This is a genomic window from Actinomadura citrea, from assembly GCF_013409045.1.
GTDB lineage: Bacteria > Actinomycetota > Actinomycetes > Streptosporangiales > Streptosporangiaceae > Spirillospora > Spirillospora citrea.
Genome location: NZ_JACCBT010000001.1, coordinates 7,449,639 through 7,471,299, shown reverse-complemented (window position 1 = coordinate 7,471,299; position 21,661 = coordinate 7,449,639). Strand labels below are relative to the sequence as shown.

The following is a 21,661-nucleotide window of genomic DNA, read 5'->3' as shown; positions in this document are numbered from 1 at the left end:
AACACATACGGGAGACAGGCGATGGCCAACCGCGTGCTTGACACGATCATGGAGAGGGCGGAGCAGATCCGCGAGCTCGGCCCGGTCAACGAGGCGCTCGGCAGGCTCGACGACAAGGCGGCGCAGATCCTGAAGGACGCGGGCGCGATCCGGCTGCTGCAGCCGGAGGCGCACGGCGGCCTGGAGGTGCACCCGCGCGAGTTCGCCGAGACGGTGATGGGGATCGCCTCCCTGGACGGCTCCACCGGCTGGGTCGCCGGCATCGTCGGCGTCCACCCGTGGGAGCTGGCCTACGCCGACCCGAAGGTGCGCGAGGAGATCTGGGGCGAGGACCCCGACACCTGGATCGCCTCCCCGTACGCGCCGATGGGCATCGCCCGGCCCGTGGACGGCGGCTACGTCTTCAACGGCCGCTGGCAGTTCTCCTCCGGCACCGACCACTGCGACTGGATCTTCCTCGGCGCGATGCTGGGCGACGACGAGGGCAAGATGGCGCAGCCGCCGCGGTCGCTGCACATGATCCTGCCCCGCTCCGACTACCGGATCGTCGAGGACTCCTGGGACGTCGCCGGGCTCAAGGGCACCGGCAGCAAGGACATCATCGTCAAGGACGCGTTCGTCCCGGCGTACCGGACGCTGGAGTACACCAAGGTCGTGGACGGTTCGGCGCCGCGCGAGGCGGGGCTGACCAACCCGTCCTACCTGATGCCGTTCTCCTGCGTCTTCCCGCTCGGCATCTCCTCCGCGGTCATCGGCATCGCCGAGGGCGCGCTGCACCACCACCTGGCCTACCAGCGCAACCGCGTCCAGATCACCGGCACGAAGATCAAGGACGACCCGTACGTGCTGTACGCGATCAGCGAGGCGGCCGAGGAGATCAAGGCGTCCCGCACGGCGCTGCTCGACAACTGCTCGCGCATGTACGACATGGTCGCCGCCGGGCACGAGCCGACGTTCGCCGAGCGCGCCGCCGGCCGCCGCACCCAGGTCCGCGCGGCGTGGCGGGCGGTGCAGGCGATGAACGAGATCGTCGTCCGGTCCGGCGGCAACGCGATGCGCAACGACAACCCGATCCAGCGGTTCTGGCGGGACGCGCACGTGGGCCTCGCCCACGCCATCCACGTCCCGGGCTCGGTCTACCACGTCACCGCCCTGACGGACCTGGACATCGAGCCGCCCCAGGGCCCGATGCGGTCGATGATCTGAGCCCCGCCGACTCGCGGCGTGCCGGGAGCGTGGGCGCCTCCACCGCCCGGCACGCCGCGTCCCAGCCGACGGTCCCCTAGCCGAGCAGATCGAGGTCCGCGACGAGCTTGGGGGTCCAGACGACCCGGCCCAGGTACTCCTCCGCGGCCGGGTCGGTGACCAGCCAGACGACGGCCGCCGCCGGCGCCTCCTCCGGCGTCGGCACGAAGCCCTCGTCCTTCAGGCCGTCGAGGCCGCCGCGCGCCGCGCCCGCCTCGGTGACGACGAACCCGGGGTCGAGGTTGAACGCGCGGACGCCGCTGCCGCGGTACTCGGCGTTGATCGCGCCGGCGAGGCGCCCGAACGCCGCCTTGGACGCCGAGTACGCCACGCCCCAGCCGCCCTCGCCGGGCGGCCCGGGCGGGTCGGTGGTCGCCGACCCGGAGCACAGGTCGACGATCGTCCCGCCGCCCCGTGCCAGCATCGCGGGCAGGACGGCCTGCAGCAGGACGATCTGGTTCAGGTAGTTGCCGGTGACGGTCCGCGCCGCCACCTCCGGGTCGAGGTCGAGGAACCGCTCGTGGGTGCCCGCGATGTGCGCGACCGCGTTGTTGACCAGGACGTCCACCCGCCCCCACGCGTCGAGCACCGTTCCGGCGGCGGCCGTCACGCTCGCCCTGTCGAGCAGGTCCATCCGCACCGGCAGGGCCCGCGCGCCGAGCGCCTCGATCTCCGCCCTGGTGCGTTCCAGGCTTCCCGGGACGGGGATCGGCTCCGCCCGCCCGTGGCGCGGCGGTATCCGGCCCCGGCCCTCTTCGACCGTGCGCGCGGTGAACGCGACGTCGTACCCGGCGGCGGCCAGCGCGAGCGCCGTCCGCCGTCCGATGCCCCGGCTCGCCCCGGTCACCATCGCGACCGGCCTGTCCGCCGTCATGAGACCTCCCCCTTTGGTTGGGAGCCGCCGCTCGGGTGAGGGCGGCCGCCCCGATCAGAGCCGCCGCCGTCCGCCCGCCGCAGGAAGACTCTCACTCAGCGGGAAGGGCGCGGCGGCCCGCCCCCGGATTTGGCAGGTTGAGCCTGGACGGCCGCCGCGCGGGCCGCTATCCAGAAGGGACCGAGGACAGTGACGCAGATCCGAGGGCTGGGATATCTGAAGGTCCAGACCCGGCACATCGACCGCTGGCGCGAGTTCGCCCTGGACGGGCTCGGGTTCGCCGAGGGGAGCGGACCGGACCCGGACGGCCTCTACCTGCGCATGGACGAGCGCCGGTCGCGCCTCCAGGTGCTGCCCGGCGACACCGACCGGGTGCTGGCCGTCGGCTGGGAGGTCCGCGACCAGTACGCGCTCGCCGCCGTCCGCGAGGCCGTGGAGAAGTCCGGGACGGCCGTGACGAAGCTGACGTCCAAGGAGGCGGCGGAGCGCGACGCGGAGGAGGCCGTCGCGTTCACCGATCCGGGCGGTACCCCCGTCGAGGTGTTCTGGGGCCCGCTTCTCGACCACGGCCCCCTGCGCACCGGTTTCGCGCAGAAGTTCGTCACCGGCCCCATGGGCATGGGCCACGTCGTGCTGCCCACCCCCAGGTTCACCGAGACCGTCGCGTTCTACGCCGAGGTTCTCGGGTTCCTGCCGCGCGGCGCGATGAAGGTCGGCGGCGGCGCCGCGAAGGTCAGGTTCATGGGCGTCAACCAGCGCCACCACAGCCTCGCGATCTGCCCGGCGCCGTTCGACGGCGACCCGGGCCTCGTCCACCTCATGGTGGAGGTCGACACGCTCGACGCGGTCGGCATCGCGCTCGACTCCATCACGAAGAGGGGCTTCTCGATCTCCTCCACGCTCGGCCGCCACACCAACGACAAGATGGTGTCGTTCTACGTGCGCGCCCCCGGGGGCTGGGACGTGGAGTACGGCTGCGAGGGCATGCTCGTGGACGAGGCGTACTACACCGCCGAGGAGATCACCAAGGACAGCTACTGGGGCCACGACTGGTCCGGGTCCGAGCCGCTGGCGGCCTTCGTCCCGCAGCAGAAGGGCTGACGCCGATGGCGAAGCCCTCGGTGGAACCGGTCGGCGCCGCGGAGGCGGAGCCCGACCACGAGTGCGATGTGCTGGTGGTCGGCTTCGGCGCCGCCGGCGCCGCCGCGGCGTACGAGGCCGCGGTGGCGGGCGCGGACGTGCTCGTCCTGGAACGGTCGAGCGGCCCCGGCGGGACGTCCGCCCAGTCGGGCGGGGAGCTGTACCTCGGCGGCGGCACCCGGGTGCAGAAGGCGTGCGGCTTCGACGACACGCCCGACGACATGTTCGCCTTCCTCGCGGCGGCGCTCGGCCCGCACGCCGACGCGGAGAAGCTGCGACTGTACTGCGACGGGAGCGTGGAGCACTTCGAGTGGTTCCGCGCGCGCGGCGTCCCGTTCAAGGAGAGCCTGTTCGACGCGCCGGGCTGGATGCCGTACACCGACGACGGCCTGATGTGGCTCGGCGAGAACGCCTGGCCGTACAACGAGATCGCCCGGCCCGCGCCACGCGGGCACCGCCCGGAGACGCCGATGTTCGCCGGCGGCATCCTCATGGAGAAGCTGATCGCGGCCGCCGCCGAGGCGGGCGCCGTCGCCCACCAGGACACCTGTGCCACGAACCTCGTCGTGGACGGTGCGGGCCGCGTCACCGGCGTCGTCGCGCGCAGGTTCGCCGACCGGGTGGTCTACCGGGCGCGCAGGGGCGTCATCCTGACCTCCGGCGGGTTCGTCGACAACGAGGAGATGCTCGCCGACCACGCCCCGGTGCTGCTCGGGCACGACAAGGTCAGCGACGGCACCAGCGACGGGTCCGGCATCCGGATGGCGACCGCGCTCGGCGCCGCGACCCGCCGCATGGCGACGGTGGAGATCGCGCTCACCGCCAACCCCGCCGTCATCTGCCGGGGCATGCTCGTCGACGGCCTCGGCCGCCGGTTCATCAACGAGGACGTCTACCCGGGCCTGTTCAGCCACCAGGCCGTCCAGCACCAGCCCGGTCCCTACTGGGCGATCATCGACGAGGCCGGGCACGACGAGATCCCCGAGGCCGACATGTGGGGCGTCCGCCCCAAGCACGCGGCGGAGACGCTCGCGGAGCTGGAGGAGTCGCTCGGCCTGCCGCCCGGTTCGCTGGAGGCGACCGTCGAGACCTACAACCGGTTCGCGGAGCGGGGCGAGGATCCCTACTTCCGCAAGGACCGCAAGTGGCTGCGCCCCCTGAAGGGGCCGTTCGCGGCGATCGACCCGGCCGACGGGTTCTTCGGCGCCGGCAAGCACGGCGCCGGGACGGGCGCCGGCGGGTTCACCCTCGGCGGCCTCGACACCACCGTGGACGGCGAGGTCCGCAACAACTCCGGTGAGCCGATCCCCGGCCTGTACGCCGCCGGGCGCACCGCCTCCGGCATCCACGGCGAGGGTTACGTCAGCGGGACGTCCCTCGGCGACGGCACGTTCTTCGGGCGCCGCGCCGGACGCGCCGCCGCCGCGAACTGACGGCCCGGAACTGAGAGGAATCGGATGAAGTACGCCGTCCTGCTTCCCGTGGCGGCGGGGGTCACCGCCGATCCCGCGTGGATCGGCGAGTACGCCCGGCACGCGGAGGTCTGCGGCTTCGAGTCGGTCGGCGCGGTCGAGCACGCGGTGGTGGCGAGCGGCTACTCCAGCGTGTACCCCTACGACCGGTCGGGGCGGATGGAGCTGGCCGACGACCTGGACATTCCCGATCCGCTGGACCTGCTGGCGTTCCTCGCCGGACGGACCGGGCGGATCGGGCTCGCCACCGGTGTGCTCGTCCTGCCGAACCACCACCCGGTGGTGCTGGCCAAGCGGCTCGCGACGGTCGACGCGCTGTCGGGCGGCCGGCTGCGGCTCGTCGTCGGCATGGGCTGGATGCGCGAGGAGGTCGAGGCGTGCGGCGCCGACTTCGAGACGCGGGGCCGGCGCGGCGACGAGCAGCTCCGGGTGCTGCGCGAGCTGTGGGCCGACACCGCGCCCGGGGGCGCCTCCCACGACGGGGAGTTCTTCCGGTTCGAGGGTGCGATGAGCTACCCGAAGCCCGTCCAGGAGGGCGGGATCCCGATCCACATCGGCGGCCACTCCAAGGCCGCCGCACGCCGCGCGGGCCGCTACGGCGACGGCCTCCAGCCGCTCGGCGTGGCGGGGGAGGAGCTGCGCGGACTGGTGGCGCTGATGCGGGAGGAGGCCGAGAGGAACGGCCGCGACCCGGACGCCCTCGAACTGACCCTCGGCCACTCGCTGTCGGCGGTCACGCCGGAGAAGGCGGGGAGACTGGCCGCCCTCGGCGCGGACCGGCTCGTCCTGCGCGGGACCGTGACGAAGGACCTCGGCGAGGCCAGGGACGGGCTGTCCGCCTGCGCCGACCGCCTGGGCCTGTCGGGATCATGACGCTCGAAGCCGCCGACCGGATCGCGCTCGGCGACCTCGTCGCCCGGTACGCGCTGCACGCCGACCGCCGCGAGGTCGGCGCCATGGCCGACCTGTTCGCGCCGGGCGCGGTCCTCGTCCTGCCCGACGCCCCCGGCGAGCTCGACCCCGTGCGGACCTTCACCGGACGCGCCGAGATCGCCGCGACGCTCTCGGCGCTGCACGGCATCCCGGTCACGTTCCACGCGCTCGCCGGAGAGGTGTTCGCCGCGGGTTCCGAGCCCGGTACCGCCACCGGCGAGATCGCCTGCGTCGCCCACCACCTGAGCGACGGCGAGGACGGCTCCGCACGGGACCTGGTGTGGCACTGCCGCTACACCGACGCCTACCGGCTGGACGGCGGGACCTGGCGGTTCGCCCGGCGCGAGCAGCGGATCGACTCGATCGAGACCCGTCCCGTCCGGAGGCGGCGCGATGGCTGAGGGCGCGCGCACGATCCCGGTCGACGGCGGCACGCTCGCCGCGTCCGGCTGGTTCGTCCGCGCCGACGACCAGGGTTGGACGAACCGCCCGCACCGCGCCTAGGGGCGCTCCGAGACGAGAGGGGCCAGGGCAGCATGCAGGACGAGAAGGCAGGGGCGCTCAGAGAGAAGGCGGTGCTGGGCGAGAAGGCGGTGCTGGGCGACGATCGTCCCGCCCGCGAGACCGCGTTCGCGGAGCTGATCGCGGCGCGCGGCGGCGACGACCGGACGGGCCTGTGCTTCGAGGACCGCTCCTGGACCTGGAGGGAGGTCGTCGCGGAGTCCCTGCGGCGGGCCTCGCTCGTCCGGGACCTGCCCGGCCACGTCGGCCTGTTCCTGGAGAACGGCCCCGAGCACCTGTTCTGGCTGCTGGGCTCGGCCCTCGCCGGCGTCCCCGTCGTGGAGCTGAACCCGACGCGGCGGGGCGCCGAGCTGGCCCGCGACATCACCCACACCGACTGCGCGCTGCTGGTCACCGAGACGTCCCGCGCGCCGCTGCTCGAAGGGCTCACACCGGTCCCGTCCCTGGCGGTCGACACGCCCGCGCACGCCGAGCGGCTGGCCTCCGCCCGCCTGGCCGCGCCCGCCCCGGTGGACCCCGGCACGATCTTCTCGCTGGTGTTCACGTCCGGGACGACGTCCGCGCCCAAGGCGGTGATCTGCACGCAGCGCAGGCTCGGCCGGATCGCCGTGCAGCAGCGCGACCGGCGCCGCCTCACCGGGGACGACGTGTTCTACGTGGTCATGCCGATGTTCCACTCCAACGCGCTGATGGCCGGGATCGCGCCCGCCGTGGCCGCCGGCGGCCGCATCGTCCTGCGCCGCACGTTCTCGGCCTCCGGGTTCCTGCCGGACGTGCGCCGCCACGGCGTGACGTTCTTCAACTACGTCGGCAAGCCCCTCAGCTACATCCTGGCCGTCCCGGAGAAGCCGGACGACGCCGACAACACGCTCCGGATCGCGTTCGGCAACGAGGCGGCGCAGCGCGACATCGACGCGTTCGCCCGCCGCTTCGGCTGCACCGTCATCGACTCCTACGGGTCGAGCGAGGGCGAGATCCGCCTCAACCGCGTCCCGGGCACGCCGCCCGGCTCGCTGGGCGTCGCCGAGGCGGGCACCGTCGTGATGGACCCCGACTCCCTGCGGGAATGCCCGCGCGCCGAGTTCGACGCGGACGGGTTGCTGCTCAACGCCGAGGAGGCCATCGGCGAGATCGTCGACACGATGGGCGCCGCCAAGTTCGAGGGCTACTACAACAACCCCGAGGCGACGGCGCGGCGCGTCCGCAACGGCTGGACCTGGTCGGGTGACCTCGCCTACCGCGACGCCGACGGCTACTGGTACTTCGCCGGCCGCGACGACGACTGGCTGCGCGTGGACGGCGAGAACTTCGCCGCCGCCCCCGTCGAACGCCTCCTGGCCCGCTTCGAGCCCTTCACCGACGTCGCCGTCTACGCCGTCCCGGACGACCGCGTGGGCGACCAGGTGATGGCGGCCGTCACCCTGGCCCCGGGCCGCGCCTTCGACCCGTCCGCCTTCACCGCCTTCCTGGCCGCCCAGCCGGACCTCGGCACCAAGTGGACCCCGCGCTACGTCCGCGTGGTCGAGGCTCTGCCCCGCACCCCGACCAACAAGGTCGTCAAGCGCGTCCTCCGCACCGAAGGCCGCGACGCCCCGGACCCCGTCTACGAGCACCGCGACGGCACCTACCGGCCCCGCTGATCGCGGCTCAGCCCTCCCGGGCGGCGAAGGCGTGGATCTCGGCCCAGACCGCGGCGGGCTGCTCTTCCTGGGAGAAGTGGCCCGTGTCGCGGATGGTCGCGGTGGTCAGGTTCTCCACGCCCGCCTTGCGGAAGCCTTCCGCATAGGCGGCGATGTCGCCGCCCTCTCCGTCCCCGCGCAGGTAGAGAACGGGTGTCGTGACCGGGCCCGTCAGGGCGGCGTTGTCCTCGGCGTCCTGCGCGAAGGCGCGGTAGAGGTCGAAACCGGCGGTCAGGGACGCGTCCGTGCCGTAGGCGGCCGCGTGGGCGGCGCGGGCGTCGGGCGTGATCCTGGACGGATCCGCGGACAGCACGTCGTAGAAGTGGTCGAAGTACTCGGCCTGGCGGCCGCGGACGAGGGTCTCCGGCAGGCCGGGAACGGCGTGCAGGCCGAAATGCCAGATGGTGGGGCTGGCGATGACCGCGTCCCAGGGCGCGACGCCCGGGATCGCCGTGTTCATGATGACCACCCGCGCCGCCTCGTACCGGCGCAGGTAGGCGTAGGCGACCATTCCCCCGGCGTCGTGGCCGACCAGGGTGAGGTCGTCCAGGCCCAGGTGCCGGACGAGGTCGTGGACGACCGAGGCCAGGGCGCGCTTCGATCCGCAGGTCGCCCCGGTCGACCCCCCGATGCCCGGCAGGTCGGCCGCGACGAGGCGGACCCCCGGGGGCGCGGCGGCCATCACGTCCCGCCACGTCCGCCACGACTCCGGCCAGCCGTGCAGGAACAGGTACGGCCGGCCGGAGGGGTCTCCCGACTCCGCGACGTGCAGCGAGTGGCCGGCGACCGGGATACGGGCATGGTGAACGGACATGCTCCATGCCTACCGGACGCCGGCTCCGGAGCGTGTCAGGACGGCTTCGGAAGCATGCGCCGCATCGCGGCGTGCGCCCCGGCGACGAGCCTCTCGCGGGGGAAACCGGCGCGTTTGCGGGCCATGTCGTAGTTGCCGCCCGCGACCCAGACCGGGCCGTCCCCCAGGTGTTCGAGGCCCTCGCGGGCGACGTCGTCGGGCTCGGCGACGTTCAGGCCCGGCATGTCCATGTCGAGGCCGGCGCGCTCCATCGCCGGGGTGCGGGTCACGCCGAGGACCAGTTCCAGGACGTCCACCCCGTGCTCGCGCATCTCCAGCCACAGCCCCTCGGCGAAGACGCGGCCGAACGCCTTCACCGCCGAGTAGATGCTGATCTGCGGCTGTCCCATGTAGCCGGCGAGGGAGCCGACCAGCAGGATGCCGCCGCGCCCCCGCTCCTTCATCAGCGCGCCGAAGTGGTGCGTCAGCGCGAGCTGGGCGGTGACGTTGAGGTCGATGACGCCCTGGAAGCGGTCCAGGTCGCCGGTGACGAACTCGTGGCCGTAGCTGTTCGCGCCCGCGTTGAAGACCAGCAGCCCGACGTCCAGGCCCTCGGTCACCTCGCGGATCGCCTTGACCGGGTCCGGGGCGACCAGGTCCAGTTCGAGGGTGCGCACCTCGACGCCCTTCGCGCGGACGGCCTCGGCCGTCTCCGCCAGCGGCCCCGGCTTGCGCGCGATCAGCACGAGGTTCAGGCCCGCGTCGGCGAGGCGGTGCGCGAAGGCCGAGCCGACGCCCTCCGAGCCCCCGGCGATCACGGCCCACGGGCCGTATCGGTCGATCATTGCTCTCCGTCCAGGTCCGGGGTCCAGGCGACGCCGTTGACATGCGAGCCGCCGTCCGCGAACAGGGTGTTTCCGGTCAGTTGACGCGCTCTCCGGCCCGAAGGCCGAAAAATCAGCCCGTGCCGCGTCATGCGGCACCTCTGAGGCTTCCTGCTTCGCGGCGCTGTGCCGGGGCAGGCCCCGGTCTTACCTGCGCTCCACAGGCGTTTGGTCTGTCCGCCCGTCCGGCGGCCAGGATGTTGATCGCCGCGTTCACGTCCCGGTCGTGGGCCACCCCGCACGGGCAGGTCCACGACCGGATGTTCAGCGGCATCGACTCGGCGAGCGCTCCGCAGGCCGAACACAGCTTAGAAGAGGGGGACCACCGGTCGATCTTGGCGAAGTGGCGGCCGCTCCGGGCCGCCTTGTACGCCAGCATCGACACGAACTGCGACCAGCCCGCGTCATGCACGGATTTGGCGAGGCGTGTGCGACCGAGGCCGGACACGGCAAGGTCCTCCACGTACACCGCTTGGTTCTCGCGGATCAACGCGGTGGAGAGCTTGTGCGCCCAGTCGCGGCGCGCGTCGGCCACCCGGGCGTGGGCCCGCGCGACCTTGACCACGGCCTTCTCGCGGTTGCTGGAGCCCTTCACCTTCCGGAGCAGGGTTCGCCGCGCTTTTCGCAGTCGGCGTTCGGCGCGCCGCAGGAAACGCGGGTTGGCGATCTTTCGGCCGTCGGAGGTGACCGCGAAGTGGGTCAGCCCCAGATCGATGCCGATCTCTGATGTCGCGTCTGGCAGCGGCTCCTCGCGGGCCTGGATCACGAACGAGGCGAAGTACCGCCCGGCCGCGTCCTTGACCACCGTCAGGCTGGAGGGTTCGGCGGGCAGTTCCCGCGACCAGCGCACGCGGACGTCCCCGATCTTGGGCAGGCGCAGTCTCCCGCCCGCCGTGATGCGGAACCGGGCGTTGCGGGTGAACCGGATCGCCTGCCGGTTGTCCCTGCGGGACCGGAACCGGGGCGCGGCGGCCTTCGGCCCGTTGCGCTTGCCTGTGAGGGAGGCGAAGAAGTTGCGGTAGGCGGAGTTCAGGTCGGCCAGGGCCTGCTGCAGCACCACGGCCGACACCTCGCCCAGCCACGCGCGCTCCGAGGTCTTCTTGGCCTCAGTGATGACCCGCTTGGACAACTCGCCGTCGCGGATGTAGGGCAGTCCGGCCGCGTGGGCGTTCTGCCTGGCGCGCAGCCCGTCATTGAACACCGTTCGCGCGCACCCGAACGCGCGGGCCAGAGCCTGACGCTGGCCCGCGGTCGGATAGAGGCGGTACTGGTAACGAAGCTGCACGTCAAAGACCATAGTTTTGACCTAGGGCGTCGAGCAGCAGAACCGCACTGTCTGAGCCCACCTGGCGGCGGATCGGCTTTTCCTGACCCGCTGCGCCGGACAGCCCGCTTCTCCAGGCCGAAGGCCGGAGCGCCGCGACCCGCCCTGCCGGCCGCCCGCCCGTCACTCGACCACCGTGATGGCGCCGTTCAGCGCGGCCTCCTGGATGGCCGAGCGGAGCGCCGGGCAGGTCGCGTGCGGGTCGTCCAGACCCACGCACGCCTCCCTGGCCTCGGCGTTCCACTGGATGCTCGTCTGCTCCCAGCTCGACTTGCGCACCAGCACCTCGGCGGCGCAGCGGCGGCAGCGGACCGGCAGCAGCGGCCCCTCCAGCAGGCGCTCGTCCTGGCGGGTCGTCACGCCGACGCCCCCTCGGCCTCCCGGCGGGCCATGTTCGCGTCGACCTCCTTCTGCCAGGACTCCACCGGACGGGTCGTGTCGATCTCGTACTCGAACCGGTCGGTCATCTCCGGCGTGACGTCGGCGGCGTCCACGTAGAACTGCTCGTACCAGCGGCGCAGCTGGTAGACGGGCCCGTCCTCCTCGCAGAGCAGCGGGTTGTCGATGCGGGTCTTGTTCCGCCAGATCTCGATGTCCTGCTCGAAGCCCGTCAGGATGAAGTCCGACAGCTTCTGCGCGGTGGCCTCGGCGGCATCGGGCGGGAGCGCGTCGCTGTGCTGGACGATGATGCCCGAGTGCAGCGCGAACGAGTTCTCGTCGATCGGGTAGTGGCAGTTGATCAGGACGGAGTGCAGGTCGTACCCCTCGTAGTGGTACGTCAGCTCGTCGATCATGAAAGAGGGGCCGTGGTAGGACGCCACGGAGGTGTTGCCGAGCATCTTCGGCCCGCCGCCCCCGCCCTCCCGGCGCGCGTCCTCCCGCGTCCGGCCCTTCATGATCTGCGTGGCCACCTGGCCCTCGAAGATGTTCTTGAAGTAGGTCGGGAACGACTTGTGGATGTAGAAGAAGTGCGCCATGTCCACGACGTTGTCGATGACCTCGCGCGCGTTGGTGTGGACGACCGTCTCCGTCCAGCGCCAGTCGGTCCAGTCGTCGCGGGTGGCGCCCTCGATCACCGGGATCGTCACGTCCTCCGGCGGCTTGCGGCCCTCCGGGTCGTTCCAGACGAACAGCAGCCCGTCCTGCTCCATCGTCGGCCACGCGGCCGTCCGTGCCCGCAGCGGGACGCGGCGCGCGTAGGGGATCTGCTTGCAGCGGCCGTCGCCGCCCCAGCGCCAGTCGTGGAACGGGCACGCGATCGCGTTGCCCTTGACGGTGCCCTGGGACAGGTCGCCGCCCATGTGCCGGCAGTAGGCGTCCAGGACGTTCGTCGTGCCGTCCTCACCGGTGAAGACCACGAGCTTCTGCCCGAACGCGTTGACCGTGTGGGGCTTGCCGTCCCGGAACTTCTCGGCCAGCCCGAGGCAGTGCCATCCCCGGGCGAACCGGCGGGCGATCGCCTCCGCCTCGATGGCGCGGACGGCGTCCGACTCGGTAGCGGTCACGTGGATCATCCCTTCAGCGATGGATGGGTGATTCGAACGTTAGGTCGCAGGTCACCGTCCCGACCGCCGAGTCCCATTGGGCGGGACGCCCGTCCCCGCGCCGGCAGGGGACCATGGTCTCCTGCAATGGCCTTACTAGGGAAGGAGCGGGGATGAGCAACGAGGTCCTGGACGCGGTGCGCGGCCTGCTGCCCGGCATCGCCGAGCGGGCCCGGTCCGTGGACGAGAAGGGAGGCGTCCCCGCAGAGACGATCCGGGAGCTGACCGCCGCCGGGGTGTTCCGGATGCTCCAGCCCACCCGCTACGGCGGAGCCGAGGACGACCCGGTCGCCTTCTACGAGGTGATCCGCGCGGTCTCCGGCGCCTGCGGCTCGACCGGCTGGGTCGCCGCGGTCCTCGGCGTCCACTCCTGGCATCTCGGCCTGTTCGCCGACGAGGCGCAGCGCGAGGTGTGGGGTGCCGGCCCGGACACCCTCATCGCCTCCTCCTACGCCCCGATCGGGCGCCTCACCCCCGTCGACGGCGGCTACGAGGTGACCGGGCGCTGGTCGTTCTCCTCCGGCTGCGAGTTCGCCTCCTGGGCCCTGCTCGGCGCGCTCGTCGTCGGCGCCGAGGGCCGCCCGGTCGACTTCATGACCGTCCTCGTCCCCCGGCGCGACTACGAGATCGCCGAGGTCTGGGACTCGATGGGCCTGCGCGGCACCGCCAGCGACGACATCGTCGTGGAGAAGGCGTTCGTCCCGTCCCACCGCGCGATGCGCAACTTCGAGCAGGCCCAGCTCCGCAACCCCGGCCGCAAGGTCAACACGGGCCCGCTCTACCGCATGCCCTTCGGGACGATCTTCACCAGCACCGTCGCCGCCAGCGTGATCGGCATGGCGGCCGGCTGCCACGACCTGTACGTGACCCGCATGCGCGACCGGATCCGCCTCAGCCTCGGCGGCGGCCGCTTCGTCGAGGACCAGTTCGCCCAGGTCGCCGTCGCCCGCGCCGCCTCCGAGATCGACGCCGCGATCCTGCAGACCGACCGCAACGTCCGCGAGATCCACGAGTACGCCGTCCGCAACGAGAAGATCCCGATGGAGCTGCGCCTGCGCGCCCGCCGCGACCAGGTCCGCGGCACCGAGCGCGCCATCGAGGCCATCGACATCCTCTTCAAGACCGCCGGCGGAAACTCCCTGCACCGCGGCAACGTCATCGAACGCGCCTGGCGCGACGCCCACGCCGGCAGCGTCCACGTCGCCAACGACGTCGAACACGCCCTCTCCATGTACGGCCGAGGCGAATTCGGCCTCAAGGTGGAAGACAACCTGGTCTGACCCCGCCGGCCGGAATGTGATCTTCCCGACGCGGCGACGCGATTGCGGCCGGGGCTCCTCATCGGACCGTTCGGATTGAGCCGCCAGAGCGGTGGCCATCGAACAAACCGAGGAGGGTTCCCTTATGGGCACCTATCAGAAGGACGGCGACAAGGGCGGTTCCGGCACCCCGATCAAGGACGAGGGCGACAAGGGCGGCAAGTAGGCGCCTGCCCGTCACCGTCAGGATCGAGACCTAGGAGCAGACCATGCCCGACAAGCCCATCATTCCCCCCGACGACCTCCCCACGAGGACCCCGTCGGGTCGACCGCCGCAGCCGGGGCACCGGCTGATCGGCTGACATAGACCCGCGCCAGAAGCGAGCCTGCGAAGGCGCGCGGCCGAGTCGCAGCTCCTCCCCCCTCCGGGGGAGGAGCTGCACCTTTTTCGAGCCCGACCGAGAAGCACGCCAGTGTCGGTTTAGGGCGGTGCTCTCAGCAGGTCGTGGGCGGGGTCTCGCCTCTGCGGACGGCCTGGGCGAACTTCAGGGACGTCTCGAAGGACGCGCTGATGGCGCCCCGGTGGTCGGCGCCCTCGAACGGCCGGTACGCGATGTTCCCGTAGCGCTTGCACAGGTCGCCGACGACGTTCTGCGTCGCGGCGGGGGCCACCTCGCGGTCGGCGGTGCCCTGGGCGACGAGCGTCGGCACCTTCAGGGTCAGGCCGAGCGCCTCCTGCGAGTCGTAGTAGGCCTCGAACCGCGTCAGGTCGGCGTCCGGGCGGAACACCTTGTCCAGCGGCAGCGTCGGACCGAGCTGCTTGAGCTGGGCGAGGCAGGCGTTCGTGCGGCCGGCCTTGGCGATCGCCGCCGCCTCGGGGGCGAGGAGGTCCTCGGGCGGCATCGACGGGTCGGCCGCGTAGGCGCCGTTCAGCAGCACGAACAGGAACGGCAGCGCGGTCTCCGCCCCCGGGTACTCGCCCTTGACGAACTGCGCGGTCTGGCTCATGTTCGAGCCGGGCGCGATCGCCACGGCACCCTTGAGGCGGATGTCGCGGGGCTTCTGCCTCGACGCCGCCGTGTAGAGCGTGGCCTGGCCGCCCTGGCTGTGGCCGGCGACGAACCAGTCGCGTCCGATGCGGTGGTCCACCTCGCGGGCGGCCCGGACGATGTCGGTGACGGTGTTAGCCTCGCTGACCCCGTTCATGTACGGGTGCCCGCCGGGCGTGCCGAGTCCCTCGTAGTCGGTCTGGACGACCGCGAAGCCGTTCGCGACCCACTTGTCCAGGTACGGCTCGGTGAGCGACAGGTAGTCGCGCACCGGGCCGCCGGGGGCGTCGGCGGACGGCGCGCAGGCGTCGGCCGTCCCGGTGGTGCCGTGCGCCCAGCTCAGCACCGGCCAGCCGCCGCGCGGCGGGGCGCCCTTCGGGACGGCGACCGTCCCCGAGACCGTGATCCGCTTCCCGCCCACGCCCTCGGAGACGTAGGTGACGAACCGGTTCCTCGCCGCGCTCGGCAGCGCGGCGAGGTTCGTCAGCGGCCGGTTGTGGAGCAGCGTCCCGCGCTGCGCCGGGGCGGCCTGCGCGGGGACGGCGGCGACCCCGGCCATCGCGGCGCACGCGGCGGCCGCGACGGCGACCCTTCCTGCGGATCTCACGTGTGGTTCCTCCTGATGTCCTGGACGGCGCGGTAGGCGAAGGCCATGGCCGACCCGATCGGCACTCCGGGCCCCGGGTAGACGGGGCCCGTGAACGAGGCGCTGGTGTTGCCGGCGGCGTAGAGCCCGGGGAGGTGACGTCCCGAGCCGTCCAGGACGCGGGCGTCGGCGTCGGTGCGCAGCCCGCCCTTCGTGCCGAGGTCGCTCAGGACGACCCGTGCCGCGAGGTAGGGCGGCCGGTCGACGGGCACGACGCACGGCTCGCCGCCGGAGAAGTACAGGTCGTAGGCGTCCTCGCCGCGATGGAAGTCCTCGTCCGCGCCCTTGGCGGCGAAGCCGTTGAACCGCTCGACCGTGCCGATGAGCGCGTCCGGCGGGAGGCCGATCATCTCGGCCAGCTCGGGCAGGGCGCCCGCCCGGACCCAGGCGCCCGACGCGAGCTGCTCGTCGGCCCGCAGCGGCGGGACGGAGATCGCGGGCAGGCCGCCCGCGCGCGAGTCCCAGACGAGGTGGAACGGTCCCTCGGCGGCGGCCATCCGGCGGCCCATCCGGTCGTAGGGGAGGGACTCGTTGGCGAACCGGCGGCCCGCGGCGTCCACGATCAGCCCGCCGCGGAACCCGAGGGTGAACGCGGGCCGGCCGTCCGGGGTGAGGAGGCCGGGGCAGAACCAGGCCTGGTCCAGCAGGCCGGTGGACGCGCCGATCCGGACGGCGGCCTCGATCGCGTCGCCGGTGTTCGCGCCCTCGGGGGCCATTGTCCAGCCGGCGCCGCCCGGCACGCCGCGCTCGGCCCGCAGCGCGGTGGACGACTCGAACCCGCCCGCCGCCAGCAGGACGCCGCGCCGGGCCCGCAGCCGCACCGGGCCGTCCGCGGTCCTCGCCGCGACCCCGGCCACCCGGCCGTCCTCGACGATCAGGTCGGTCAGCGCGGTCCGCGTGCGGACGTCCCCGGCACCGGTCGCGGTGATCGCCAGCAGCAGCCGGCCGATCAGGGCCCGGCCCTGCGCCAGCGGCTTGGACGCCGAATGCCCCCGCCCCGCCCTGTCCCGGTCGACCGGCGGACGGACGAGCGCCGCCAGCTCCCCGAGCCGCTCGGCCGGCAGCTCCAGCGGGACGAACGACCGCCCCAGGTCCAGGCGTCCAGGCGCGTCGAAGTAGTCGGGGAACGCCTGGAAACGGAACTCGATCTCCGGGTCCTTCTCCAAGAAGTCCACCAGTTCAGGCGCCGTTTCCAGGAATGCCTCGCGGCGCTTCTCCTCGGCGTCGCCCAGCAGCGCCCGCAGGTAGGTCCGCGCGCCCTCGGTCGAGTCGCCGAGCCCGGCGCGCTCCTGGACCCGAGTCCCCGGCAGCCAGATCGCCGAGCCCGAGTACGCGGACGTCCCGCCGAGCAGGCCCGTCTTCTCCAGGACGGCGGTGCGCAGCCCGCCCGACGCGGCGGCGAGCGCGCCCGCCATCGCCCCGGCCCCGGAGCCGGCGACCACCACGTCGTACTCGTCGTCCCATCCGGCTCGTCCCATGTGACATGCCCTCCGACCTCGGGATCTCGGCGCGGGCACACCGTAGAGCGCGGCCCGGGCGGGGAGGGGCGGCCCGTCCCACTGACCGGTACGGACGTTCGCGGGGACGGTCCGGAGCCCGGATATTGTTCCTGGCAGGGAAGGATCGGGACGCGAGGGGACCGGGGGAGGACCGTGGCGAGGATCGCAGCGGGCAGGCTGTCCGCCGAGCCGAGCTCGCCGGAGCAGCACGACCGGCGCGAGCGCATCCTGCGCGCCGCGTCGCGCATCGGTGCCGAGAAGTCCCTCGAACGCGTCCAGATGCACGAGGTCGCGAAGGCCGCCGGGGTCGCGATCGGGACCCTGTACCGGTACTTCCCGTCCAAGGTCCACCTGTTCACCGCGGTCATGGCCAAGCAGGTCGACCGGCTCCGCGACCAGGTCAGCGAGCCCGCGCCCGGCACGAGCCCGGAGGACGCGGTCGCCGACCTGCTGGTGCAGGCCAGCCGGCACCTCATGGCGCAGCCGGTCCTTTCGACGTCGATGCTGCACGCGTCCAACACCGCCCACGTCGCCACCGTCGCCGACACCGTCTACATCGACAGCACGTTCCGGGAGATCCTGCTGCGGGCGGTGGGGATCGAGGTGCCGACCGCGCAGGACGTCACCCTCGTCCGGCTGCTGATGCAGTGCTGGTACGGCGTGCTCCAGTCGAGCCTGAACGGCCGCGCGTCCATGGCCGACGTCGAGAGCGACATCCGCCTCGCCTGCCGGCTGCTGCTGGCGCCCCGCTCGAACGCCCCGCGAACCGGCGGGACGCCCGACGCCTCCCGGTGATCGGGACCGTTCCGGCGGACGCCCCGCGGCCGCGGCTAGCGTGCCGCCATGAATCGCTTTGACGGCGTGAAAGTGCTGCTCACCGGGGCGGCGTCGGGCATCGGGCGGGCCACCGCGATCCGCCTGGCCGCCGAGGGCGCCGCGGTGTGCGCCGTGGACGTCTCGGAGCGGGGCCTCGCGGAGACGGCCGCCGCGGCGGGTGGTCCCGGCACCATCGCCACCCGCGTGGCGGACGTGACCGACGAGGCCGCCGTGGTCGCGACCGTGGCGGACGCGGCCGGGACGCTCGGCGGCATCGACGTCCTCGTCAACGTCGCGGGCGTCCACAAGACCACCCCGATCGAGACCCTCACGGTGGACGACCTCCACCGGATGTTCTCTGTCAACCTCGTCGGCACGGCCCTGTTCTGCCGCGAGGCCCTCCAGCACCTCCCCGACCGCACCGGCGTGATCGTCAACACCGCCTCGCTGTCGGCGACGCAGGGCAACCCGTTCATGACGGCGTACTCGGCGTCCAAGGGGGCCGTGCTGGCGTTCTCGCTGAGCCTCGCCGCCGAGCTGGCCGCCCGCCGCATCCGGGTCGTGCCGATCTCCCCGGGCGCCGTCGACACCCCGCTGACCCGGGCGCCCGGCATGTTCCCGGACGGCCTGGACCTCACCTACTTCACGAAGATCCGCTCCTACTACGGCGCGGCCGAGCCCGAGCACGTCGCAGCCGCGATCGCGTTCGCCGCCTCGTCCGACGCCGCCTACTTCACCGGCGCCGACCTCCGCGTGGACGGCGGCGCCCACACCTGAGAGGGACCACCATGGCACGCACCATCGCCGTCAGCGGTTCGGCGTCCGGCATCGGCGAGTCCCTCGCCGGGATGCTCCGCGACGCGGGTGAGACCGTCATCGGGATCGACCGTCGCGATGCGGACGTCTGCGCCGACCTCGGTGTCCCCGATGGCCGCGCGAGCGCGGTCGCAGAGACGCTGGAGAAGGCGGGCGGGCGGCTCGACGCCGTCGTGGCCTGCGCCGGCGTCTCCGACTTCACGATCATGCCCGTCAAGGTGAACTTCTTCGGTGTCGTCGGGCTGCTGGACGGGCTGCGGCCCGCGCTCGCGAAGGCCGGGGCGCCGCGCGCCGCCGTGGTCGGTTCGATCTCCGGCACCCACCCGGTGGACGACGGCACCGTCCGCGCCTGCCTGGACCTGGACGAGCCGGCTGCGATCGCGGCGGCGACGAAGGTCGAGGAGAGCGGCGCCGGCGGCCGGCTGTACCCGTCGTCGAAGTCGGCGCTCGCGCAGTGGATGCGCCGGGTCTGCGCCACCCCCGAGTGGGCGGGCGCGGGCATCCCGCTGAACGCGATCGCGCCGGGCGTCGTCAGGACGCCGATGACCGTTCCGCTCTTCGAGGACGAGGGCATGTTCGAGATCATGAAGGAGGCCGTCCCGATGCCGCTGAACGGCTTCGCCGGCCCCGAGGTGATCGCAGCTGCGCTGCGCTGGCTGATCTCCCCGGTCAACACGCACATGACCGGCCAGGTCATCTACGTGGACGGCGGCGCCGAGGCCACCCTCCGCGGCGCGGACGTGTTCTGAGCGGACGACGGCCGCCCTCGCCTCGCGGGGGCGGCCGTCGTCCGCGCTTCAGTGCTTGCTGGTGCCGGTGTCGTCGAGCGCGGCGACGCTGTAGGCGGCGTAGGTCCTGTGCGGCTCACGTCCCTCGAAGTACGGGGTGACCTGCTCACCGAGCTCCTCGACGGAGAAGACGCCGTCCGCGGCGGTGAACTTGTGCTCCACGGTCGGCGCGGCCATCAGCGCGACCATGTCGCCGTACACGACGAACACCTGCCCGCTGATCTTCTCCGCGGCCGGGGACGCGAGGTAGCCGACGAACGTCCCGACCCGCTCGGGCGCCATGGAGTCCAGCCCTCCGGGGGAGGTGCCCTCGGCGAACGTCGCCTCGGTCATCGCCGTCCTGGCCCGGGGGCAGATCGCGTTGGCGCGCACCCCGTACCGGCCGAGGCCCGCCGCCGTCGACAGCGTGAGAGCGACGATGCCGGCCTTCGCCGCCGAGTAGTTCGGCTGGCCGGCCGACCCGAACAGGAACGCCTCCGACGCGGTGTTGACCACCCGTCCGTAGACGGGACCGCCCGCGGCCTTGCTGGCGGTACGCCAGTGCACGGCGGCGGCCCGCGACACCGACGCGTGGCCCTTCAGGTGGACGCGGATGACGTCGTCCCAGTCCGACTCCGACAGGTTGAACAGCATCTTGTCGCGCAGCACGCCCGCGTTGTTGACCAGGACGTCCAGGGAGCCGAACGTGTCGACCGCGGCCGACACCAGCGTGTCGCCCATCGACCAGTCGCCGACGTCCCCGGTCACCGCGACGGCCTGGCCGCCCGCCCGCTTGATCTCGGCGGCGACCTCCTCGGCGGCCGGGCCCATGTCGTTGACGACGACGTTGGCGCCCCGCGCGGCCAGGGCGAGGGCCTCGCAGCGGCCCAGCCCCGCGCCCGCGCCGGTGACGACGGCGGTACGGCCCGCCAGGGAGAGGTCAGCGTTCATCAGAGCCTCCGGGTCGGTGATCGGGATCGTCCGCGCGGAGGCTAGTACGTATTCTAGTTCCGCGGCCGGGGACGTCCCGCTGAGCGGGTCCGAAGCGGCCGTTTGAGCGGCCCGGACCGTTGAGTGGGACATCCGTTGTGCCCGAATGAGAATGAATTCTAGTCTCGCATCATGACGCTGAACCTGGCGACCCTCTTCGAGGCGGTGGCCGCGGCCGTGCCCGGCCGCCCCGCCCGCGTCTGCGGCGACTGATCTGCTTGTTCGTAGTGAAGGAGTGTCCTCCATGCCCGAGGCCGTCATCGTCGATGCCGTCCGGACTCCGGTCGGCAAGCGGTACGGGGCCCTTTCGGGGCTCCATCCGGCGCAGTTGCTCGGGGCGGCGCAGCGCGGGCTGCTCGACCGCGCCGGGGTCGAGGCCGCGACGGTGGGGCAGGTCGTCGGCGGGTGCGTGACGCAGGCGGGCGAGCAGTCCAACAACGTGACCCGCAACGCCTGGCTGTACGCGGGCCTGCCGTACCAGACGGCGTGCACCACGATCGACTGCGCGTGCGGGTCGTCCCAGCAGGCCGTGCACCTCGTCGCCGGGCTGATCGCGTCCGGGGCGGTCCACACCGGGATCGGCTGCGGCGTCGAGGCGATGAGCCGGGTCTTCCTCGGCGGGGCGCTCACGCCGGAGACCGGCAGCCCGGCGCCGGACGGATGGGAGCTGGACATGCCCGACCAGTTCACCGCGGCCGAGCGCATCGCGAAGAAGCGCGGCATCACCCGCGAGGACGCGGACGCGTTCGGGCTGGCATCGCAGGTCAAGGCGAACACGGCATGGGCGGAGAACCGTTTCGCGGGCCAGATCCTGGAGATCGAGGCGCCGGTCATGACCAAGGAGGGCCCCACCGGGGAGACCGCCGTCGTCACCCGCGACCAGGGCCTGCGCGACACGACCGCCGACGCGCTCGCCGGGCTGAAGCCGGTCCTCCCGGACGGTGTCCACACCGCGGGCAACTCCTCGCAGATCAGCGACGGCGCCGCGGCGGTGCTGCTGATGGCGGCGGACCGGGCCGCCGAGCTGGGGCTGCGCCCCCGCGCCCGGATCGTCGCGTCCGGGATGGTGGGCTCCGACCCGTACTACCACCTGGACGGGCCGATCGAGGCGACGCGGCACGTGCTGGACCGGGCCCGGATGAAGCTGTCCGACATCGACCTCGTGGAGATCAACGAGGCGTTCGCGTCGGTCGTCCTGTCCTGGGCCTCGGTGCACGGCGCGGACATGGACCGGGTCAACGTCAACGGCGGCGCCATCGCCCTCGGACACGCCGTCGGCTCCACCGGCGCGCGACTCATCACCCAGGCCGTGAACGAGTTGGAGCGGTCCGACAAGTCGACGGCGCTCGTCACGATGTGCGCGGGCGGCGCGCACTCCACGGCCACCATCATCGAACGGATCTGAGGAG

Annotated in this window: 20 protein-coding genes; 11 read left to right on the top strand and 9 right to left on the bottom strand. The window is 72.7% G+C overall.

Annotated features, from left to right (window positions below; all coding sequences use genetic code 11):
* Positions 1 to 21: 21 nt before the first annotated feature.
* On the top strand, positions 22 to 1,206 hold the full coding sequence (locus tag BJ999_RS34110; protein ID WP_179837072.1) for an acyl-CoA dehydrogenase family protein: 1,185 nt from the start codon (positions 22 to 24) through the stop codon (positions 1,204 to 1,206).
* Positions 1,207 to 1,282: 76 nt separating this feature from the next.
* Here BJ999_RS34110 and BJ999_RS34105 read toward each other — a convergent pair whose 3' ends face one another.
* Positions 1,283 to 2,119, bottom strand: coding sequence for an SDR family NAD(P)-dependent oxidoreductase (locus BJ999_RS34105; protein ID WP_179837071.1), 837 nt, complete (start codon positions 2,117 to 2,119; stop codon positions 1,283 to 1,285).
* 189 nt (positions 2,120 to 2,308) lie between these two features.
* Here BJ999_RS34105 and BJ999_RS34100 point away from each other — a divergent pair, with 189 nt between their 5' ends.
* The 5 genes from BJ999_RS34100 (at position 2,309) to BJ999_RS34075 (ending at position 7,826) form a co-directional block, all read left to right on the top strand.
* Positions 2,309 to 3,220: a VOC family protein gene (locus tag BJ999_RS34100; protein WP_179837070.1), complete on the top strand. Its 912-nt coding sequence runs from the start codon at positions 2,309 to 2,311 to the stop codon at positions 3,218 to 3,220.
* Between the two features lie 5 nt (positions 3,221 to 3,225).
* On the top strand, positions 3,226 to 4,692 hold the full coding sequence (locus tag BJ999_RS34095; protein WP_179837069.1) for an FAD-dependent oxidoreductase: 1,467 nt from the start codon (positions 3,226 to 3,228) through the stop codon (positions 4,690 to 4,692).
* A 24-nt stretch (positions 4,693 to 4,716) separates the two neighbouring features.
* Positions 4,717 to 5,604 carry an LLM class F420-dependent oxidoreductase gene (locus BJ999_RS34090; protein ID WP_179837068.1) on the top strand — a complete coding sequence of 296 codons (888 nt, stop codon included), beginning with the start codon at positions 4,717 to 4,719 and terminating at the stop codon, positions 5,602 to 5,604.
* Positions 5,601 to 6,065, top strand: coding sequence for a nuclear transport factor 2 family protein (locus tag BJ999_RS34085; protein ID WP_179837067.1), 465 nt, complete (start codon positions 5,601 to 5,603; stop codon positions 6,063 to 6,065). The genes BJ999_RS34090 and BJ999_RS34085 overlap by 4 nt, the downstream gene beginning before the upstream one ends.
* A gap of 135 nt (positions 6,066 to 6,200) precedes the next feature.
* Complete coding sequence (locus BJ999_RS34075) at positions 6,201 to 7,826, top strand: AMP-binding protein (protein ID WP_179837066.1); 1,626 nt, start codon at positions 6,201 to 6,203, stop codon at positions 7,824 to 7,826.
* A 7-nt stretch (positions 7,827 to 7,833) separates the two neighbouring features.
* Here BJ999_RS34075 and BJ999_RS34070 read toward each other — a convergent pair whose 3' ends face one another.
* The 5 genes from BJ999_RS34070 to BJ999_RS34050 form a co-directional block, all read right to left on the bottom strand.
* Positions 7,834 to 8,679, bottom strand: coding sequence for an alpha/beta fold hydrolase (locus BJ999_RS34070; RefSeq protein ID WP_179837065.1), 846 nt, complete (start codon positions 8,677 to 8,679; stop codon positions 7,834 to 7,836).
* A 35-nt stretch (positions 8,680 to 8,714) separates the two neighbouring features.
* On the bottom strand, positions 8,715 to 9,503 hold the full coding sequence (locus BJ999_RS34065) for an SDR family NAD(P)-dependent oxidoreductase (protein ID WP_179837064.1): 789 nt from the start codon (positions 9,501 to 9,503) through the stop codon (positions 8,715 to 8,717).
* Between the two features lie 127 nt (positions 9,504 to 9,630).
* Entirely contained in the window at positions 9,631 to 10,827 is a 1,197-nt protein-coding gene (locus BJ999_RS34060) for an RNA-guided endonuclease InsQ/TnpB family protein (protein WP_179837063.1), read from the bottom strand.
* 162 nt (positions 10,828 to 10,989) lie between these two features.
* The gene (locus BJ999_RS34055) at positions 10,990 to 11,226 is read right to left on the bottom strand and encodes a ferredoxin (protein WP_089309888.1); all 237 of its coding nucleotides are present in this window, start codon (positions 11,224 to 11,226) and stop codon (positions 10,990 to 10,992) included.
* A complete protein-coding gene (locus tag BJ999_RS34050) occupies positions 11,223 to 12,380 on the bottom strand; it encodes a 3-ketosteroid-9-alpha-monooxygenase, oxygenase component (protein WP_179837062.1) in 1,158 nt (385 codons plus the stop codon). The genes BJ999_RS34055 and BJ999_RS34050 overlap by 4 nt, the downstream gene beginning before the upstream one ends.
* 143 nt (positions 12,381 to 12,523) lie before the next feature.
* On the opposite strand from BJ999_RS34050, the gene hsaA reads away from it, so the two are divergent.
* Positions 12,524 to 13,690, top strand: coding sequence for a 3-hydroxy-9,10-secoandrosta-1,3,5(10)-triene-9,17-dione monooxygenase oxygenase subunit (hsaA, locus tag BJ999_RS34045; RefSeq protein WP_179837061.1), 1,167 nt, complete (start codon positions 12,524 to 12,526; stop codon positions 13,688 to 13,690).
* 474 nt (positions 13,691 to 14,164) lie between these two features.
* Here hsaA and BJ999_RS34040 read toward each other — a convergent pair whose 3' ends face one another.
* Together BJ999_RS34040 and BJ999_RS34035 are read right to left on the bottom strand one after the other, a co-directional pair.
* Complete coding sequence (locus BJ999_RS34040) at positions 14,165 to 15,325, bottom strand: alpha/beta hydrolase family protein (RefSeq protein WP_179837060.1); 1,161 nt, start codon at positions 15,323 to 15,325, stop codon at positions 14,165 to 14,167.
* Positions 15,322 to 16,842, bottom strand: a complete 1,521-nt coding sequence (locus BJ999_RS34035; protein ID WP_179837059.1) for an FAD-dependent oxidoreductase — start codon at positions 16,840 to 16,842, stop codon at positions 15,322 to 15,324. The genes BJ999_RS34040 and BJ999_RS34035 overlap by 4 nt, the downstream gene beginning before the upstream one ends.
* 174 nt (positions 16,843 to 17,016) lie before the next feature.
* Here BJ999_RS34035 and BJ999_RS34030 point away from each other — a divergent pair, with 174 nt between their 5' ends.
* Genes BJ999_RS34030 through BJ999_RS34020 form a run of 3 tightly spaced genes read left to right on the top strand, consistent with a single transcriptional unit; the run spans position 17,017 to position 19,244 of the window.
* Complete coding sequence (locus tag BJ999_RS34030; protein ID WP_179837058.1) at positions 17,017 to 17,658, top strand: TetR/AcrR family transcriptional regulator; 642 nt, start codon at positions 17,017 to 17,019, stop codon at positions 17,656 to 17,658.
* 48 nt (positions 17,659 to 17,706) lie between these two features.
* A complete protein-coding gene (locus BJ999_RS34025) occupies positions 17,707 to 18,456 on the top strand; it encodes an SDR family NAD(P)-dependent oxidoreductase (protein WP_179837057.1) in 750 nt (249 codons plus the stop codon).
* An 11-nt stretch (positions 18,457 to 18,467) separates the two neighbouring features.
* Entirely contained in the window at positions 18,468 to 19,244 is a 777-nt protein-coding gene (locus BJ999_RS34020) for an SDR family oxidoreductase (RefSeq protein WP_179837056.1), read from the top strand.
* A gap of 48 nt (positions 19,245 to 19,292) precedes the next feature.
* On the opposite strand, the gene BJ999_RS34015 is transcribed toward BJ999_RS34020, so the two are convergent.
* Positions 19,293 to 20,213: a 3-oxoacyl-ACP reductase gene (locus tag BJ999_RS34015; protein WP_179837055.1), complete on the bottom strand. Its 921-nt coding sequence runs from the start codon at positions 20,211 to 20,213 to the stop codon at positions 19,293 to 19,295.
* A 283-nt stretch (positions 20,214 to 20,496) separates the two neighbouring features.
* On the opposite strand from BJ999_RS34015, the gene BJ999_RS34010 reads away from it, so the two are divergent.
* A complete protein-coding gene (locus tag BJ999_RS34010; protein ID WP_179837054.1) occupies positions 20,497 to 21,657 on the top strand; it encodes a steroid 3-ketoacyl-CoA thiolase in 1,161 nt (386 codons plus the stop codon).
* Positions 21,658 to 21,661 lie beyond the last annotated feature (4 nt).

What these genes read in the sequence shown, in the direction of transcription:
- BJ999_RS34035 (WP_179837059.1), bottom strand. Translation starts at nt 16,842, where the DNA reads ATGGGACGAGCCGGATGGGACGACGAGTACGACGTGGTGGTCGCCGGC.
- BJ999_RS34070 (WP_179837065.1), bottom strand. Translation starts at nt 8,679, where the DNA reads ATGTCCGTTCACCATGCCCGTATCCCGGTCGCCGGCCACTCGCTGCAC.
- BJ999_RS34065 (WP_179837064.1), bottom strand. Translation starts at nt 9,503, where the DNA reads ATGATCGACCGATACGGCCCGTGGGCCGTGATCGCCGGGGGCTCGGAG.
- BJ999_RS34075 (WP_179837066.1), top strand. Translation starts at nt 6,201, where the DNA reads ATGCAGGACGAGAAGGCAGGGGCGCTCAGAGAGAAGGCGGTGCTGGGC.
- BJ999_RS34110 (WP_179837072.1), top strand. Translation starts at nt 22, where the DNA reads ATGGCCAACCGCGTGCTTGACACGATCATGGAGAGGGCGGAGCAGATC.
- BJ999_RS34090 (WP_179837068.1), top strand. Translation starts at nt 4,717, where the DNA reads ATGAAGTACGCCGTCCTGCTTCCCGTGGCGGCGGGGGTCACCGCCGAT.
- BJ999_RS34105 (WP_179837071.1), bottom strand. Translation starts at nt 2,119, where the DNA reads ATGACGGCGGACAGGCCGGTCGCGATGGTGACCGGGGCGAGCCGGGGC.
- BJ999_RS34010 (WP_179837054.1), top strand. Translation starts at nt 20,497, where the DNA reads ATGCCCGAGGCCGTCATCGTCGATGCCGTCCGGACTCCGGTCGGCAAG.
- BJ999_RS34020 (WP_179837056.1), top strand. Translation starts at nt 18,468, where the DNA reads ATGGCACGCACCATCGCCGTCAGCGGTTCGGCGTCCGGCATCGGCGAG.
- BJ999_RS34095 (WP_179837069.1), top strand. Translation starts at nt 3,226, where the DNA reads ATGGCGAAGCCCTCGGTGGAACCGGTCGGCGCCGCGGAGGCGGAGCCC.
- BJ999_RS34015 (WP_179837055.1), bottom strand. Translation starts at nt 20,213, where the DNA reads ATGAACGCTGACCTCTCCCTGGCGGGCCGTACCGCCGTCGTCACCGGC.
- BJ999_RS34050 (WP_179837062.1), bottom strand. Translation starts at nt 12,380, where the DNA reads ATGATCCACGTGACCGCTACCGAGTCGGACGCCGTCCGCGCCATCGAG.
- BJ999_RS34085 (WP_179837067.1), top strand. Translation starts at nt 5,601, where the DNA reads ATGACGCTCGAAGCCGCCGACCGGATCGCGCTCGGCGACCTCGTCGCC.
- hsaA (WP_179837061.1), top strand. Translation starts at nt 12,524, where the DNA reads ATGAGCAACGAGGTCCTGGACGCGGTGCGCGGCCTGCTGCCCGGCATC.
- BJ999_RS34025 (WP_179837057.1), top strand. Translation starts at nt 17,707, where the DNA reads ATGAATCGCTTTGACGGCGTGAAAGTGCTGCTCACCGGGGCGGCGTCG.